Origin of the sequence: Rheinheimera nanhaiensis E407-8 (assembly GCF_000296695.1) — a bacterium.
GTDB classification, from domain to species: Bacteria; Pseudomonadota; Gammaproteobacteria; order Enterobacterales; family Alteromonadaceae; genus Alishewanella; species Alishewanella nanhaiensis.
In genome coordinates, this window is the sequence record NZ_BAFK01000022.1 from 46,269 (window position 1) to 61,240 (window position 14,972).

A 14,972-nucleotide genomic window follows, 5' to 3' on the forward strand; every position below is an offset into this window, starting at 1 on the left:
TTATCGCTCCCTGAACTGTTACTGCTTTTCCGAGGCTTAGCGCTTAAAACCAAGCCTCAGGAATTATCACGACATCTCCCGGCAAAATATCAACGTTAGCGCTGATTTCTCCCTCCCGGATCAGATCATCCAGCCGTAATTCAAATGTTTGTTGTTTACCCTCTACCACTCTGACCAACTTAGCGCCGTTACCATCAGCAAACTCAGTCAGGCCGCCCACTTCAATCATCAAATCCAGTAACGTCATATACTGATTGTAATTGATTGCTCTGGGATTAGTGGCTGCACCAATAACACGCACCTGCTCACTGTAGGGGCCGACAAAATTAGTAACCGATACGGTGACTACCGGGTCACGGATGTATTTACTGAGTATCGCCTCCATGTCGCGGGCGATTTGAGTAGGGGTTTTGCCGCTGACAGGCACATCCTCGACCAGCGACGTTGAAATTCTGCCATCAGGCCTGACAATAAAGGTGCCGGACAACTCGGGATTACGCCAGACAAAGATAGATACGTTATCTAAGGGGCCTACCAGATACTGATAGTTCTCAACTGAGGTGGTAAGTGAACTCTGCACAGTGGCGCCAGGCAAGGTATTGCTACTGCAACCACTGATAAACCAACAGAATAACACCCAAAAACCGCACATTCCTTTCGCAGATCTTGCCATCATATTACTCATCCTTATGCTGATGCCTAACTAATATAACTTAAAAATTTACGCTTGTGCTGCAAAAAACGAAAATTTAATTTCTGTTTTTTTTTAAAAATAGTATAATTAGCGAGCTAACTTTTGCAGCGTGGTAGCATTGCTATCCTGCAACAGCCTGTACGCAATGGATGCAACAAGGATGTCGTTATGAGTAAAGCAAGTCGTTACGGACGAAATACGATTGCCGATAAGCTGTTTTTACTGGGTGAAGTAACTTTACTGTTAGTCGCCAGTATGCTTGCCAGTTATCTCCATGATAAATACCTGTTTGCCGTCTCCTTTGAACACCAGCTGCTAAACGCCGTACTGTTTGCGGCGTCTGTTATGCTATGTGCATTGTCGGTCGGGTTATATGACCAGAAACTGCGGGAAGGCCAGAAAGGCATTATCAAGCGCGTTGTGATAACCCTGCTGTTTAACGCTATTTTACTTGAGCTTATTGTTTTTCAGTTATTCCCGTCATTACACATTGGCACAGCCTATCTGGCTGGTGCTTCGGCGCTGGCTGCCGCCTTGTTATCTGGCTTCAGAGCCTTTTTCCACTATCACGACATTACCCGCATCAGCCGCCGTCGGGTGTTGGTGTTAGGTGCCGGCGAGCGCGCCTCTATTATTGAACGGCGGATGCGCCGCAGTGTCGACAAACGTAACTTCGACATTATTGGTTTTACCCCAATTGAAGGCGATAAAGACGCTGGCATCCCCTCTCACCGTCTGGCGCATTTCGACTACAAAAATGACCTGTTTCAGTTTGTGCAGGAGCACCGCATTGATCAGCTGGTAATCGCCTGTGATGAGCGGCGTAACATGTTGCCGGTTGAGCATTTGTTTAAATGTAAAACTCGCGGTATTGATGTGATTGAAATTCTTGATTTTATTGAACGCGAAACCGGCCAAATTGCTGTTAACCTGATATACCCAAGCTGGGTGATTTATGCCAACGGCCTGGAACTTAACCATGCCTTTAAAACCAACCTGGATTACAAACTCAACGTCGTGCTGGCGGTTTTGATGCTGGCAGTAACCTGGCCGGTAATGCTGATCACGGCGCTGTGTATCTATCTGGAAGACGGCTATAAAACCGGTGCCTCTATTTTTTACCGGCAACTGCGCGTTGGCTATGACGGTAAACCTTTCTATATCGTTAAGTTTCGCAGTATGCGCACCGACGCCGAGAAAAATGGTGCACGCTGGGCAACTGAAAATGATGACAGGGTGACCCGCGTCGGCCGTTTTATTCGCAAGTACCGCATTGATGAGCTACCTCAGCTGTTAAACGTACTCTCAGGTGATATGGGTTTTGTTGGCCCACGGCCTGAACGTCCTGAGTTTGTCAGTCAACTGGCAAAAGACATTCCGTATTACAATCAGCGTCATAACGTGAAACCAGGTTTAACCGGTTGGGCACAGCTGAAATATCCCTATGGCGCCACCGCAGAAGACGCACAGGAAAAGCTTAAATTCGATTTGTATTACATTAAACATCGCAGCCTGATGCTGGACTTGATGATCCTGGTCAGAACCGTAGAAATAGTATTATTCGGTAAAGGACGCTAGTCATAATGCAGTTAGCAGAGCCAAGATGTAATGCACTGACCGTTGATGTCGAAGACTATTTTCACGTGGCGGCGTTTGATGCCACGATAAGCCAAACGCAGTGGCATAGCCTGCCGCAGCGGGTTGAGCGTAATACCGATATTTTATTGCAGCAATTTGCTGACCATCAGGCAACCGCAACCTTTTTTGTCCTGGGTTGGGTTGCCGAGCGTTTTCCACAGTTGGTTAAAAAAATTCACGCTGCCGGACATGAAGTGGCCAGCCACGGTTATGCTCATGCCAAAGCCACAGTGCAAAGCGCGGCAGAGTTTCAGCAGGATATCCATCGCGCCAAAGCGCTGCTGGAAGATCTGACCGGCGCAGCAGTCCTGGGTTACCGCGCGCCCAGCTTTTCTATCAACAAAAGCAATGAATGGGCTTTTGCACTGCTACAACAAGAAGGCTACCTGTACAGCTCCAGCACTTATCCGGTGGTACACGATTTATATGGCACACCGGACTGGCCTCAGCAACCGTACAAACGTGATGAAGGTATTTGGGAATGCCCAATGCCAGTGCTAAACAAGGCCGGCAAACAGTGGCCTATAGCAGGCGGCGGTTACTTTCGGCTGTTGCCCTACTGGCTGAGTAAAAAGTGTATCGACAGTTATCTGAAGCACAGTAGCAGCCCTTATATGTTTTACTTTCATCCTTGGGAAATCGACCCCGGACAACCCAGATTTAATCAGGCGCCATTGAAATCTCGGTTCAGGCACTACACCAATCTAACGCGGATGGAAGCCAAACTGGTGCGGCTGTTACAAGATTATAAATGGCGCAGTATGCAGGAAGTTTATCAGCCGTACTTTGCTTAACGTATTAAGGGATTGAGATGTATCAGCTGAATACATTGTCGCTCAGGGACGAGCACGCCGTAGCATGGGATGAATTTGTCACAGCGCAGCATGACGGTACTTTTTTTCATTTAGCTGCCTGGCAGGACGTGATTACGGCGGTAGGCCATAAATGCTATTACCTGTACGCCACTGTCGCTGGCAATATCTTAGCAGTGTTGCCGCTGGCCCGGGTAAAAAGCCGTTTATTTGGTGATGCGTTAGTCTCGACACCCTTTTGTGTTTATGGCGGGGCGGTAGGCGAAGAGGCTGCCAAACGCTTTTTAGAACAAGAAGCGCTAAAGCTGGCACAACGTCTTAAGGTGCAACACCTGGAGCTACGCTACAAAACAGCACAGGATAATCAGTTCATTACCCGCAGCCAGCATGCCTACTTCGCCTGCGAGCTGGCCGACAGCCCAGAGCTCATTTTAGCCAACATCAAGAAAAAGCAGCGTGCGGTTATTCGTCACGCGCTTAACGAATCTTTAGACTATACGCTTGATAATCAAAGCGAAGATTTTTACCAAACCTATTCAGAAAGCGTACGCAACTTAGGCACGCCGGTGTTTAGCAAAGCGTTTTTTAACAGCATTTTGCAAGCCTTTCCGCAGCAGAGCGAAATTTTGACTGTGCGTAAGCAACAGCAAGCGGTGTCGTCGGTACTGAGCTTTTATTTCAAAGGCGAGGTACTGCCCTATTACGGCGGCGGCATCAGTGAAGCAAAATCGCTGAAAAGTAACGACTTTATGTATTACCAACTGATGTGCCATGCCAGACAGAACAAAGGCTGTGACCGTTACGATTTTGGCCGCAGCAAACTAGATTCCGGAGCTTATCAATATAAAAAGCACTGGGGTATGACACCGGTAGAGCTGCCCTATCAATACCAGTTGATCACGGCCAGCGAGCTGCCTAATTTAAGCCCGAATAACCCGAAATATCGGCTGTTTATCAGCCTGTGGCAAAAGCTGCCCTTAACAGTCAGCCAATGGCTTGGCCCTCAGTTGTCGAGGTATCTGGGATGAACCAGCCAAAACCGCCGCTACTGCTACTGGTACACCGTATTCCGTATCCGCCGAATAAAGGCGATAAGATCCGCTCCTTTCATTTACTTAAAGCACTAAGCGAGCGCTACCAGGTACATCTGGGCTGCTTTTATGACGATGACTTTGACCGGCAATACATTAGCCGCCTGCAGCAGTGGTGCGAAACAGTCTGTTGTTTAAAGCTGTCCAAGTGGCGGGCAATGTTAAGCGGCCTGAGTGGTTTTATCAGCGCCAAGGCGATTACGCTGCCCTACTACTACCAGCGGCAAATGGCTGCCTGGGTCAGCCAAACCCAGGCCCGTTACGGCATACAAAAGGTGTTGGTGTATTCCTCGTCAATGGCGCAGTACGCTGACGGTGCCAATTTTGCCCAATTAACCCGGGTGATTGATTTTGTTGATATTGACTCAGACAAATGGCGCCAGTATGCCGCTAAGTCCGCCGGTGTAAAAAAATGGTTTTATCAACGCGAAGCGCGCTTACTACAGCAATATGAGCTGGCCATTTGCCAACGCTTTGACCGCAGTTTGTTTGTGTCAGAAGATGAAGCCAGCGCTTTTCGTCACCTGCTAGCGCCAGATTTACAGTCAAAGGTGCTCAGTTTACTTAATGGCGTTGATACAGATTACTTTAGCCCCGATGCGCCCATCACATGCGCTGAGAACTCATTACCGGCGAATTTTATTGTCTTTACCGGCGCCATGGATTACTGGGCCAATGTCGACGCTGTGTGCTGGTTTTGCCAACACGTTTGGCCGGTATTACGGCGACATCAACCTCAGTTACAGTTTTGGATTGTCGGTGGCAACCCCACTGCCGATGTGCAGGCGCTTAGCCGGCAAAGTGGTGTGGTAGTCACCGGCAGAGTCGCCGATGTGCGGCCGTATCTGGCGGCAGCACGCTTTGCCGTCGCCCCGATGTTAATTGCCCGCGGCATTCAAAATAAAGTGCTCGAGGCGATGGCAATGAACAAAGCCGTTGTTTGCAGCCCGATGGCGATGGAGGGGATTAATGCCCCTCTAAATGCCAATGCCCTCGTTGCCGACGGTGTAGAGCAGTTCAGCAAGGCTTGTTTGCAGCTGCTGGCAGCACAACCTGCGCCCGCCAACCGGCAATGGATCCTGGAGCATTTTACCTGGCCTCGCACGCTGGCGGCTTTGCCCCATCTGATTGAAGCAGAGTATCCGCTATGACAGCCGGCATGCAGCGTATTCTCTGGTTGGCGGCTATGGCACTGCTTGTGAGCATCTACGCTACGCTTTACGCCAGCACCTGGTTAGATATGGAGCGGGTCTGGCGCAGCTCTGCCACCTATAACCATTGTTATTTAATTTTACCGATCAGCCTGTATTTCTTCTGGCAAAAGCGGCATCAGCTGCCACAGACATCAATTGACCGGCGCTGGTTGTGGTTGCCGCTGCTTGCTATTGTGCTGCTGCAAGCCATCTGGCTATTTGGCTTCGCGGCTGACCTGGCGTTGCTAATGCATGGTGCTGCTGTGTTAAGCCTGCAGGCTATTATCTGGCTGCTGCTGGGTAATCAGCGCAGTTACCAGCACCGTTTCGCACTGGCCTATCTGATTTTTCTGCTGCCCTTTGGTGAAGAGCTGTCACCTTTTCTACAAAATATCACTGCCGACCTTACGGTGATGATGCTGCATCTGGTGCAAATCCCGGTATACCGTGAAGGTTTGTATCTGGCCACACCGGTTGGCTTATTTGAAGTGGCAGAAGCCTGCTCAGGTTTACGATTTTTAATCGCGGCGCTGGCCATCTCGGTATTGTTTGCTCACTTACACTATCGCAAGTGGTGGAAGCAGTTTCTGTTTGTTGGTTTTATGGCTGTCCTGTCAGTGCTGGCCAACGGCGTACGGGCCTTTATGCTGGTGTTTATTGGTGAAAAGTCCAACATGCAGCTGGGGTTTGGTGCTGACCATTACCTGTACGGCTGGCTATTTTTTGGTTTAGTGCTGTTAGCCGGTTTCTGGCTGGGCGCGCGTTTCGCTGATCCGCTCACAGCACAGCCAGCGCCTAATAAACCGCGCCAAAACTCGCCGGCAACATCATGGCAACTGTCTGTACCACTAATTGCTGCCATAGGCGTGCTGGCACTTACACTCAGCTTTCGCGCGTCACTGCAGGTCAGTGCAGCGCCGATACAGGCCAACCAGCTTAGCCTGCCCTTTGTTGCCTCAGGCACTGTGGAGTCTAACTGGGGCATCCGCTTTAACAGCAGCCAGAGTTATCTCAGCGCTCAGGACAAGAACAACATTGAGTATTATTACGCTCAGTATGCCAATAAACAGACACAGGGCGAACTGATAAGCTGGAGTAATCAGCTGTTTGACAAGCAAGTCTGGCAGGTAAAGCAGCGCCGGCACAGCGCCAATTACGCCTTACTGGAGCTGCGTAACCTAATCGGCGAGTACAGAACGCTTATCTATTGGTATCAGGTTGGTGAAAGGCGCACAGCGTCTGAGCTTAATACCAAACTTTATCAGGCGACGGCTTATCTTACTGACGACAGCTCAACGGCGGCAGTCATTGCCACCTCAAGCAAAGGCAAAATGACTGAGACAAATGTCAGCGTCTTGCTTGATGCGGCCGAACACCTTGCCGAGTCTACACAGACCCGGTCACTGCAGCAACAGAGTGGCGCTTATGACTGAGCAACCGCCTGTGCATATTGCGCATTTAATCTGGCACTTCAGTACCGGTGGGCTGGAAAACGGTGTGGTAAATTTAATTAATCATTTGCCGGCCGGCCAGTTTAGACACAGCATTATTACCCTTAGCGGCCACGACCCTAAGTTTGCCACCCGCATAACCACAGGCAATGTCCGGTTTTATTGTTTAGATAAGGCGCCCGGCCACGACTGGGGCACCTTTAGCCGGTTAAATCAGCTGTTAAAACAGCTGAAACCCGACGTGCTGCACAGCCGCAATCTGGCGACGCTGGAGCTGCAAACTGTAGGCTGGTGGCGCAAGGTGCCACTGCGCCTGCATGGTGAGCATGGTTGGGATAGTACGGATATCGGCGGCAGCAGTAAGAAAAACCAGCTGATCAGGCGCTTGTTCCAGCGCTTCGTTAACCACTTTATCTGCCTGTCGGCCGAATCTGAGCAGTATCTACGCAATAAAATCGGCATCTCGGCAGCAAGGCTTAGCCGCATATGTAACGGTGTCGATGTTGAGCGCTTTGCTGCGGCAGCGCCGGTACAACTTTGGCCACACTCACAAAGCATTGCGCCTGTGCTTTTTGTCAGCGTCGGCCGCCTCGCCACGGTAAAAAACCATGCATTGTTGCTACGCGCTTTTGCACTATTGCTTCAGCAAGCACCACAGTTTAGCGGTACAGCCCGGCTGGTGCTGGTTGGCGATGGCCCGTGCCGGGCAGTGTTAGAGCAGCAAAGCCAGGCGCTTGGCATCAGCGACAAGGTCCACTTTAGCGGCGAGCGTCAGGATATTACCAGTGTAATGCAGGCCGCCGATGTCTTTGTGCTGCCATCGTTAGCCGAGGGGATCTCCAACACCCTGCTGGAAGCGATGGCGGCGGGCACCCCGGTTATCGCCACTGCCGTGGGCGGTAATCCGGATCTGTTACCACCGGCCCTATGCCATACTAATCTGGTGCCCTCCGGTGACGCTCAGGCCTTAATGCAAGCGATGCTTCGGTACCTTAAGCAGCCACAGGCATTAAAAACCGACGCAGAGTTGGTAAAAAACCATTGCCATCAGCACTTTAGTATAGATACGATGGTAAACCGCTATAGACGGATTTACGACATAACAAGGACGCAACGCTAACCATGTGTGGTATCGCAGGAATTTATCAGCTGAATAGTCAGCAGCAGCCTGACAGCACCATTCTCAGCAAAATGAATGACAGCCAGTGGCATCGGGGCCCCGACGCCGGCGACTATTTCTATGGCCCGGGTATTGGCCTGGCCCACCGGCGTTTATCCATTATTGATATTGCCGGCAGCCCGCAGCCGATGCAGAGCACCAACCAGCAAGCCTGGATCGTGTTTAACGGCGAAATTTATAACTATCGCGAATTACGCCAACAGTTGCAGGAAAAAGGCCATCAGTTTGCTACCGCAGGCGACACCGAAACCATTCTTAATGCCTGGCTGGAATGGGGTCCGGACTGTGTGCAGCACTTACGTGGTATGTTCGCCTTTGCCATTTGGGATAAAACACAACAATGCCTGTTTTTAGCCCGTGACCGTCTGGGCGTAAAACCCTTGTTTTACAGCCTGTTAGATAACGGCCAGTTGCTGTTTGGCTCTGAGCTTAAGGTGCTGCGCCAGCACCCACAGTTTGTGCATCAACTGCGCGACAGCGCCATTGAAGACTACTTTAGCTTTGGTTATGTGCCAGAGCCGCATACCATTTACCAGCACAGTTACAAGTTGGCCCCCGGCCATACGCTGCTGCTGCGCTATGGCGATAAACAGCTGCCTGAACCCAGGCAGTATTGGGATGTGCCAAGCCACTGGCAGCATAGCCTAACCCAGCAGGAGCTGAGCGAGGATATTATCCGCCGTTTACGTGAAGCCGTGCAGATCCGTCTGGTAGCCGAAGTACCGCTGGGCGCGTTTTTATCCGGTGGTGTCGATTCCAGCGCCGTGGTCGCCATGATGGCTGGCCTGCAAGACGAGCCAGTCAACACCTGCTCTATTGGGTTTGACAGCCCGGAATTTAACGAAACTGACTTTGCCCGTCAGGTTGCCGCGCGTTATCAGACAAACCATCACGAAGATATAGTCAGCCAGAACGATTTTGAACTGCTGGACAAACTGGCCGATTTATACGACGAGCCTTACGCCGACAGCTCAGCCATTCCTACCTACCGAGTCTGCCAGATGGCACGTAAGCATGTTACCGTGGCGTTAAGTGGTGACGGCGCTGACGAGCTGTTTGCCGGTTATCGCCGTTATAAACTGCACCTGCATGAAGAGCGCTTGCGTAAGGCCCTGCCGCTGTGGCTGCGCCGGCCGTTATTTGGCTTTTTGGGCAAGGTGTATCCTAAGCTTGATTGGGCACCGCGCTTTTTACGGGCGAAAACCACCTTTCAGTCACTGGCACTGGACACCGTAGCGGCTTACCACAACTCTATCGCCATTATGCGCCAGGATCAGCGGCAGCGGCTGTTCTCAACCAGCTTTAAGCAACAGCTTAACGGCTATAACTCGTTGCAGGTGTTTCGCCGTTATGGTGACAAGGTGCAGCATCTGGACCCGATGAAAATTGCCCAGTATCTGGATATGAAAACCTATCTGGTCGGCGATATCTTAACCAAGGTTGACCGCGCCTCGATGGCCCATTCACTGGAAGTCAGGGTGCCGTTTTTAGACCATAAATTTGTTGAATGGGCCTTTACTGCACAGTCAGACGCTAACCTGCATGACGGCGTCGGGAAATACACCTTAAAACGGGCGCTGGAGCCCTATTTACCGGCAGATGTGCTGTACCGTAAAAAAATGGGCTTTGCCGTGCCACTCTCAGAGTGGTTTCGCGGCCCGCTGCAACAAAAGCTGCAGGATAAATTGCTGTCAGAGGTGATGCAGCAAAGTGGCTACTTCAATATGGCCGAGATTAGCCAGCTACTGAGCGATCATCAGCGCGCTATTAAAGACAACAGCGCCATTTTATGGACCCTGCTGATGTTTTCCGCCTTTTTGGAGCGCGCGGGCTGATGAAAATTCTGCATATTTTCGATCATTCGCTGCCGCTACACAGCGGCTACACCTTTCGCTCGCGTGCCCTGTTAACCCAGCAGCACAACCTGGGCTATCAAACCTGTCATGTCACCAGCCCAAAGCATCCGCACAGCGACAACGCGATGGAACAAGCCGATGGTTTGAACTTTTATCGCACCAAACCCTACAGCAGCTGGTTTTGGCGGCTGCCGGTACTAAAAGAGCTGGCCGTGGTGCTGGCACTAAAACAGCGCATTTTACAGGTGGTAAGGCTGGAACAACCGGCCGTGCTACACGCTCACTCGCCGGCATTAAATGGTCTGGCCGCACTGTGGGCGGCAAAGCAGGTAAAACTGCCGGTGGTGTATGAAATCCGCGCTTTCTGGGAAGATGCCGCCGTCGATCATGGCAGTTGTAAAGAGGGCGACCTGCGCTATCGGCTCACCCGGGCGCTAGAGACCTATGTAGCAAAACGCGCCGATGCCATTACCACCATTTGCCAGGGCCTAAAACAGGATCTGATTGACCGCGGTATCGACAGCCACAAAATTACCGTGATTGCCAACGCCGTTGACCCCGCCCAGTTTAGTCGCATCAATGAAAAAAACCTGCAACTGCAACAGCAACTTAAGTTAAAAAACAAAAGAGTGCTGGGCTTTTTGGGCTCATTCTATGCCTATGAGGGGTTGGATTTGTTGATCAAAGCCCTGCTGCAAATTCGCCAAACGCTGCCAGATACCTGCCTGTTGCTGGTCGGTGGTGGGCCACAACAACAGGCGCTGGAGCAGTTAGTGCAGCAACTTAAGCTTGAGGACGCCGTGATTATGCCGGGGCGGGTGCCGCATCAGGAGGTGATGAAATATTACAGCCTGGTCGACTTGCTGGTGTACCCGCGCAAAGCCATGCGCCTGACCGAGCTGGTCACTCCACTTAAACCGCTTGAAGCTATGGCGCAGGGCATGCCGCTGCTGGCATCCGATGTGGGGGGTCATCTGGAGCTGATTGAACATGGTAAAACTGGCTGGCTGTTCCAGCGCGATAATGTCGATGATTTAGCCGAGCAAGCCATCCGTATTCTGAAAAATATCGGCGATCACCAGCAGATCATTGAAAATGGCATCGCCTTTGTCAGCAATGAGCGTAATTGGGCCGCAACTACCCGGCCCTACCAGCAACTTTACGCAAGGCTGTTACATGACAGCTGAGCTAAAGGGCATAAAGTTGTGTCTGGTTGGGCCCATACCACCACCTGCCGGTGGTATGGCTAACCAAACCCGTCAGCTACAACAACTATTACTGCAAGCCGGCACACAAGTAGAACTGGTGGCGGTTAACGCCCCCTATCGCCCGGCCTGGGTAAGTCGCCTGCCCGGCATTCGGGCGCTGTTTCGCCTGGTGCCTTATCTCGCGCTGTTGTACCGGGCTATCGGCCGGGCGCAGTTGGTGCATGTGATGGCAAACTCGGGCTGGTCCTGGCATTTGTTTGCCAGCCCGGCTATCTGGCTGGGCTGGCTGAGAAACACCCCCGTACTCATCAACTACCGTGGCGGCCACGCAGAAACCTTCTTTGCTAAAAGCTGGCCCGTGGTGCACTTTTCATTGCGCCGGGTCAGCAAGGTGTTGGTGCCGTCGGCGTTTTTACAGCAGGTATTTCAGCACTATCACTATCCCAGTGCCATAGTGCCAAATATTCTTGATCAGCAGCTGTTTCATCCCCTGGCAACGCCCGCAGCGCTCACTGCTATTGATAAAGCCAGCGCGGTGCATATTATCGTCACGCGCAATCTGGAAGCCATCTACGATGTCGCCACTGCGATAGCGGTGTTTGCACAAGTGCGCCAGCATTACCCCAGGGCGCGCTTAAGTATTGCCGGCAGTGGCCCGCTACGTAATACACTGCAGCAACAGGTGCAACAGCTTAATTTGACCGACGCCGTGCATTTCACCGGCCGGCTTAGCATTGAACAAATGGCCAGACTGTATCAAAGTGCTCATCTGCTGCTTAATACCAGTTTGGTGGATAATTCGCCCAACTCGCTGATTGAGGCCATGGCCTGTGCCGTACCTGTGGTGTCAACCCGGGTCGGCGGCATTAGCCATCTGGTGCGCCATGACCATGATGCCCTGCTGTGTGAACCCGGCGATGTTGCAGCACTGGCCGGCGCGTCAATAAAACTACTATCCTCAATAACGCTGCGCCAACAATTGGTGCAACACGGCCTGGAGAACAGCCAACGCTTTCACTGGAGCAATGTCAGCCAACAGCTGGCCCTGCACTACCATGAAGTGCTTAAGGCGCAGCACACTGCAGTAGCGGATAGGGAGACCGATAAATGAGCTCGCTGTATACCCGGTTTATCGCGCAGCTGGTATTCCCACTGCAGGAATGGCTAAAAAAGCACGATACGGTGCGCCGGCGCCGCGCACTGGAGCACAGCCAGTGGCTGCCGCTTGAGCAGTTAACCGCGTTACAAAGCAGCACACTTAAGCGTTTTATCACGCAAGCCTATCAGCAGGTACCTTATTACCGCGAACTGATGCAGCACCTTAAGCTGACACCGGCCGACATCAAAAGCAGCGCAGATTTAGCCAAACTGCCGTTTTTAACCAAAGACATTATCCGCCAGCAGTTTGACCGGCTAAAAGCGGCTGATGCCGGCCCGCTCAAGCGCTTTAACACCGGCGGCTCCAGCGGCGCGCCGCTGATATTCCTGCTCGGTAACGAGCGGGTATCCCATGATGTTGCCGCCAAATGGCGTGCCACCCGCTGGTGGGGTGTTGATATTGGTGACAAAGAGATCGTGGCCTGGGGTTCACCGATTGAATTAGGCGCTCAAGACAGAGCCCGCGTGATGCGCGATTTGCTGTTCCGCTCGCAGCTTATCCCGGCCTTTGATTTAACCGAGCAAAAACAACTGGCTTTTTTACAGCGCATTATCGACAACAAACCGAAAATGCTGTTTGGCTACCCGTCGGTTTATCATCTGCTGGCGCAAACCGCGCAAAAGCATGGCATCGACCTGACTCAGCTGGGCATTAAGGTGGTGTTTGTCACCTCAGAGCGGCTTTACCCTTACCAGCGCGAGCTGATTGAGCAGGTGTTTGCCGCGCCGGTGGCCAATGGCTATGGCGGGCGCGACGCCGGTTTTATTGCTCACCAATGCCCAGCCGGTGGCATGCACCTGTCGTTTGAAGACATCGTGGTAGAAATTATCGACCCGGCCACCGGCACGGTGCTGCCTGACGGTCAGGCCGGTGAAATTGTCGTAACCCACCTGGCCACCTCAGAATTCCCGTTTATCCGCTATCGTACCGGCGACATTGCCAGCCGCTCAACCACGCCTTGCCGCTGTGGCCGCAGCCTGCCACTGCTGGAGTCTATTGAAGGACGCAGCACTGATTTTGTGATCGCCGCCGATGGTACTATGATGCACGGCCTGGCGCTGATATACATTCTGCGCGATATCAGCGGCATTAGCGCATTTAAAATTGTGCAGGAAAGCCTGAACCTGACCCGGGTGCAGTTGGTATGGCCAGCGGGTGAGCTGCCGGCTGATATTGCGGCGCAAATTTGCGCTGGCATTAAGGCCCGGCTGGGTGCGGCGGTAGAGGTTGAGATAGAACAGCTTGATGAAATTGCCGCAGAAAAGTCCGGTAAATACCGTTATGTGGTCAGTAAGGTAAGCGCATGATAGACAGTCTTTATTTGCTCACGGTAATCGTATCGGTATGCTATTTGTTTTATTGGGCTGACAAGCAGGACAAATCCTGATGCGTGATTTATTACTGGTCGGCTTTTTATTTGTTGCGATTTATTTTTGTTTTAAGCGGCCCTTTATCGGCATTGCCGCCTGGACCTTTATTGCTTTGCTGGCACCGGCTAACTGGGCGTTTGGCTTCTCTAACGATTTTCGGCTTAACCTGACCATAGTGCTGGTTACCACCTTGTCTTATCTGTTTGTGCAAAAGCAAAAAAAACTGGCGTTTAATGGCTTAAGTTTTTGGATTTTAGCTTTTGCTATCTGGACGTTGATCTCATCGATAGACGCAGTAGACAAGAACTATGCGCTGGGCTACTGGAATCAGTTTATTAAAGTGCTGTTGCTGTACTTTTTTATTACGCTTATCGTCAACCAGAAGCTGCATATCGACACCCTGATTTGGGCTATTGTACTGGCGGTGTGCTCTTATGCGGCAATGGAAGCGGTAAAAGTGGTGCTGTCCGGTGGCGGCCATATGGTAAAAGGCCGCTCGGGCGCACTTAGAGACCGCAACGATTTTGCCGTTGCCATTAATATGTGTCTGCCGCTTATTCTTTATCTGATTTACGTGACGAAACATCATTATCTGAAGCTGGGGCTGTGGGGGCTGTTTTTCGGCAATATTGTAGCCGTAATAGGCACAGGCTCCCGCGGCGGTTTTATTGGCCTGGCGATTTTGGCGGTGGCATTTTGGTGGACGTCAAAACGCAAACTGCTGTGGCTACTGTTGGCCGCCCTGGTACTGCCCTCCGCCTATCAATATACGCCTGAGCATTGGCGCGAGCGACAAAGCACTATTCAAACCGCCAGCACCGACGACGCCTCTTTTATCGGCCGGCTTTGGGCCTGGAAAATCTCGGTGATGATAGCGCGGGATAACCCGTTAACCGGTGGCGGCTTTAAAGCGGTAACCGAGCCGGTGCTCTGGTACAGTTACGCCCCTTATACGCCCTATTTTGGCCCGATTGAAACCCCGCCTATTCCACAAAGCGTGGCGCCAAAAGCGGCGCACAATATTTACCTGCAGGTGCTGGGCGATCATGGTTATGTCGGGTTGTTTTTCTTTGGGATGATCTTACTGAGTATGTTGCTGCTGAATGCCCGTAATGGCCGGTTAGCCAAACAGCATAATCAGCTGTGGTGCATTAAATTGTCGCATGCCATTACCCTGTCTCTGGTGGGCTACGGCGTGACGGGCAACAACGTCAGTCTGGCCTATTTTGACTTACTTTACGCCATTGCCGGCCTTATCAGCGTAATCGCTATTTATAAGCTGTATCAGCCGGCGCCGGCACAACCCGCCCCGCCCGCCCC

At 51.8% G+C, this 14,972-nt stretch carries 12 protein-coding genes; 11 read left to right on the forward strand and 1 reads right to left on the reverse strand.

Annotation, left to right across the window (positions count from 1 at the left end):
- Window positions 1–43: 43 nt before the first annotated feature.
- Entirely contained in the window at window positions 44–676 is a 633-nt protein-coding gene (locus tag RNAN_RS15410) for an XrtA/PEP-CTERM system exopolysaccharide export protein (protein ID WP_008223468.1), read from the reverse strand.
- Window positions 677–862: 186 nt separating this feature from the next.
- Between RNAN_RS15410 and RNAN_RS15415 the strand changes: the two genes are divergently transcribed.
- From RNAN_RS15415 to RNAN_RS15465, 11 genes are all read left to right on the forward strand, one after another.
- Complete coding sequence (locus RNAN_RS15415) at window positions 863–2,272, forward strand: TIGR03013 family XrtA/PEP-CTERM system glycosyltransferase (protein ID WP_008223470.1); 1,410 nt, start codon at window positions 863–865, stop codon at window positions 2,270–2,272.
- 5 nt (window positions 2,273–2,277) lie between these two features.
- Window positions 2,278–3,126, forward strand: coding sequence for an XrtA system polysaccharide deacetylase (locus RNAN_RS15420; RefSeq protein WP_008223471.1), 849 nt, complete (start codon window positions 2,278–2,280; stop codon window positions 3,124–3,126).
- Between the two features lie 17 nt (window positions 3,127–3,143).
- Window positions 3,144–4,172, forward strand: a complete 1,029-nt coding sequence (locus tag RNAN_RS15425; protein ID WP_008223472.1) for a FemAB family XrtA/PEP-CTERM system-associated protein — start codon at window positions 3,144–3,146, stop codon at window positions 4,170–4,172.
- Entirely contained in the window at window positions 4,169–5,386 is a 1,218-nt protein-coding gene (locus tag RNAN_RS15430) for a TIGR03087 family PEP-CTERM/XrtA system glycosyltransferase (protein ID WP_008223473.1), read from the forward strand. The genes RNAN_RS15425 and RNAN_RS15430 overlap by 4 nt, the downstream gene beginning before the upstream one ends.
- A complete protein-coding gene (xrtA, locus tag RNAN_RS18775; protein ID WP_008223474.1) occupies window positions 5,383–6,861 on the forward strand; it encodes an exosortase A in 1,479 nt (492 codons plus the stop codon). Before RNAN_RS15430 ends, xrtA begins: the two co-directional genes overlap by 4 nt.
- Window positions 6,854–7,999: a TIGR03088 family PEP-CTERM/XrtA system glycosyltransferase gene (locus RNAN_RS15440; protein WP_008223475.1), complete on the forward strand. Its 1,146-nt coding sequence runs from the start codon at window positions 6,854–6,856 to the stop codon at window positions 7,997–7,999. Before xrtA ends, RNAN_RS15440 begins: the two co-directional genes overlap by 8 nt.
- A 2-nt stretch (window positions 8,000–8,001) precedes the next feature.
- On the forward strand, window positions 8,002–9,894 hold the full coding sequence (locus RNAN_RS15445; protein ID WP_008223476.1) for an XrtA/PEP-CTERM system amidotransferase: 1,893 nt from the start codon (window positions 8,002–8,004) through the stop codon (window positions 9,892–9,894).
- The gene (locus RNAN_RS15450) at window positions 9,894–11,102 is read left to right on the forward strand and encodes a TIGR04063 family PEP-CTERM/XrtA system glycosyltransferase (RefSeq protein ID WP_008223477.1); all 1,209 of its coding nucleotides are present in this window, start codon (window positions 9,894–9,896) and stop codon (window positions 11,100–11,102) included. The genes RNAN_RS15445 and RNAN_RS15450 overlap by 1 nt, the downstream gene beginning before the upstream one ends.
- Window positions 11,092–12,234: a glycosyltransferase family 4 protein gene (locus tag RNAN_RS15455; RefSeq protein ID WP_008223478.1), complete on the forward strand. Its 1,143-nt coding sequence runs from the start codon at window positions 11,092–11,094 to the stop codon at window positions 12,232–12,234. The genes RNAN_RS15450 and RNAN_RS15455 overlap by 11 nt, the downstream gene beginning before the upstream one ends.
- Window positions 12,231–13,589: a phenylacetate--CoA ligase family protein gene (locus tag RNAN_RS15460; protein WP_008223479.1), complete on the forward strand. Its 1,359-nt coding sequence runs from the start codon at window positions 12,231–12,233 to the stop codon at window positions 13,587–13,589. Before RNAN_RS15455 ends, RNAN_RS15460 begins: the two co-directional genes overlap by 4 nt.
- A 79-nt stretch (window positions 13,590–13,668) precedes the next feature.
- Window positions 13,669–14,972: putative O-glycosylation ligase, exosortase A system-associated (locus tag RNAN_RS15465; RefSeq protein ID WP_040552313.1), on the forward strand; the 1,304-nt coding region annotated here is incomplete at its 3' end.

Bases quoted from the DNA above. Each gene is read 5' to 3' on its own strand.
- RNAN_RS15455 (WP_008223478.1), top strand. From the start codon at position 11,092: ATGACAGCTGAGCTAAAGGGCATAAAGTTGTGTCTGGTTGGGCCCATA.
- RNAN_RS15420 (WP_008223471.1), top strand. From the start codon at position 2,278: ATGCAGTTAGCAGAGCCAAGATGTAATGCACTGACCGTTGATGTCGAA.
- RNAN_RS15430 (WP_008223473.1), top strand. From the start codon at position 4,169: ATGAACCAGCCAAAACCGCCGCTACTGCTACTGGTACACCGTATTCCG.
- RNAN_RS15450 (WP_008223477.1), top strand. From the start codon at position 9,894: ATGAAAATTCTGCATATTTTCGATCATTCGCTGCCGCTACACAGCGGC.
- RNAN_RS15440 (WP_008223475.1), top strand. From the start codon at position 6,854: ATGACTGAGCAACCGCCTGTGCATATTGCGCATTTAATCTGGCACTTC.
- RNAN_RS15445 (WP_008223476.1), top strand. From the start codon at position 8,002: ATGTGTGGTATCGCAGGAATTTATCAGCTGAATAGTCAGCAGCAGCCT.
- RNAN_RS15415 (WP_008223470.1), top strand. From the start codon at position 863: ATGAGTAAAGCAAGTCGTTACGGACGAAATACGATTGCCGATAAGCTG.
- RNAN_RS15425 (WP_008223472.1), top strand. From the start codon at position 3,144: ATGTATCAGCTGAATACATTGTCGCTCAGGGACGAGCACGCCGTAGCA.
- xrtA (WP_008223474.1), top strand. From the start codon at position 5,383: ATGACAGCCGGCATGCAGCGTATTCTCTGGTTGGCGGCTATGGCACTG.
- RNAN_RS15410 (WP_008223468.1), bottom strand. From the start codon at position 676: ATGATGGCAAGATCTGCGAAAGGAATGTGCGGTTTTTGGGTGTTATTC.
- RNAN_RS15460 (WP_008223479.1), top strand. From the start codon at position 12,231: ATGAGCTCGCTGTATACCCGGTTTATCGCGCAGCTGGTATTCCCACTG.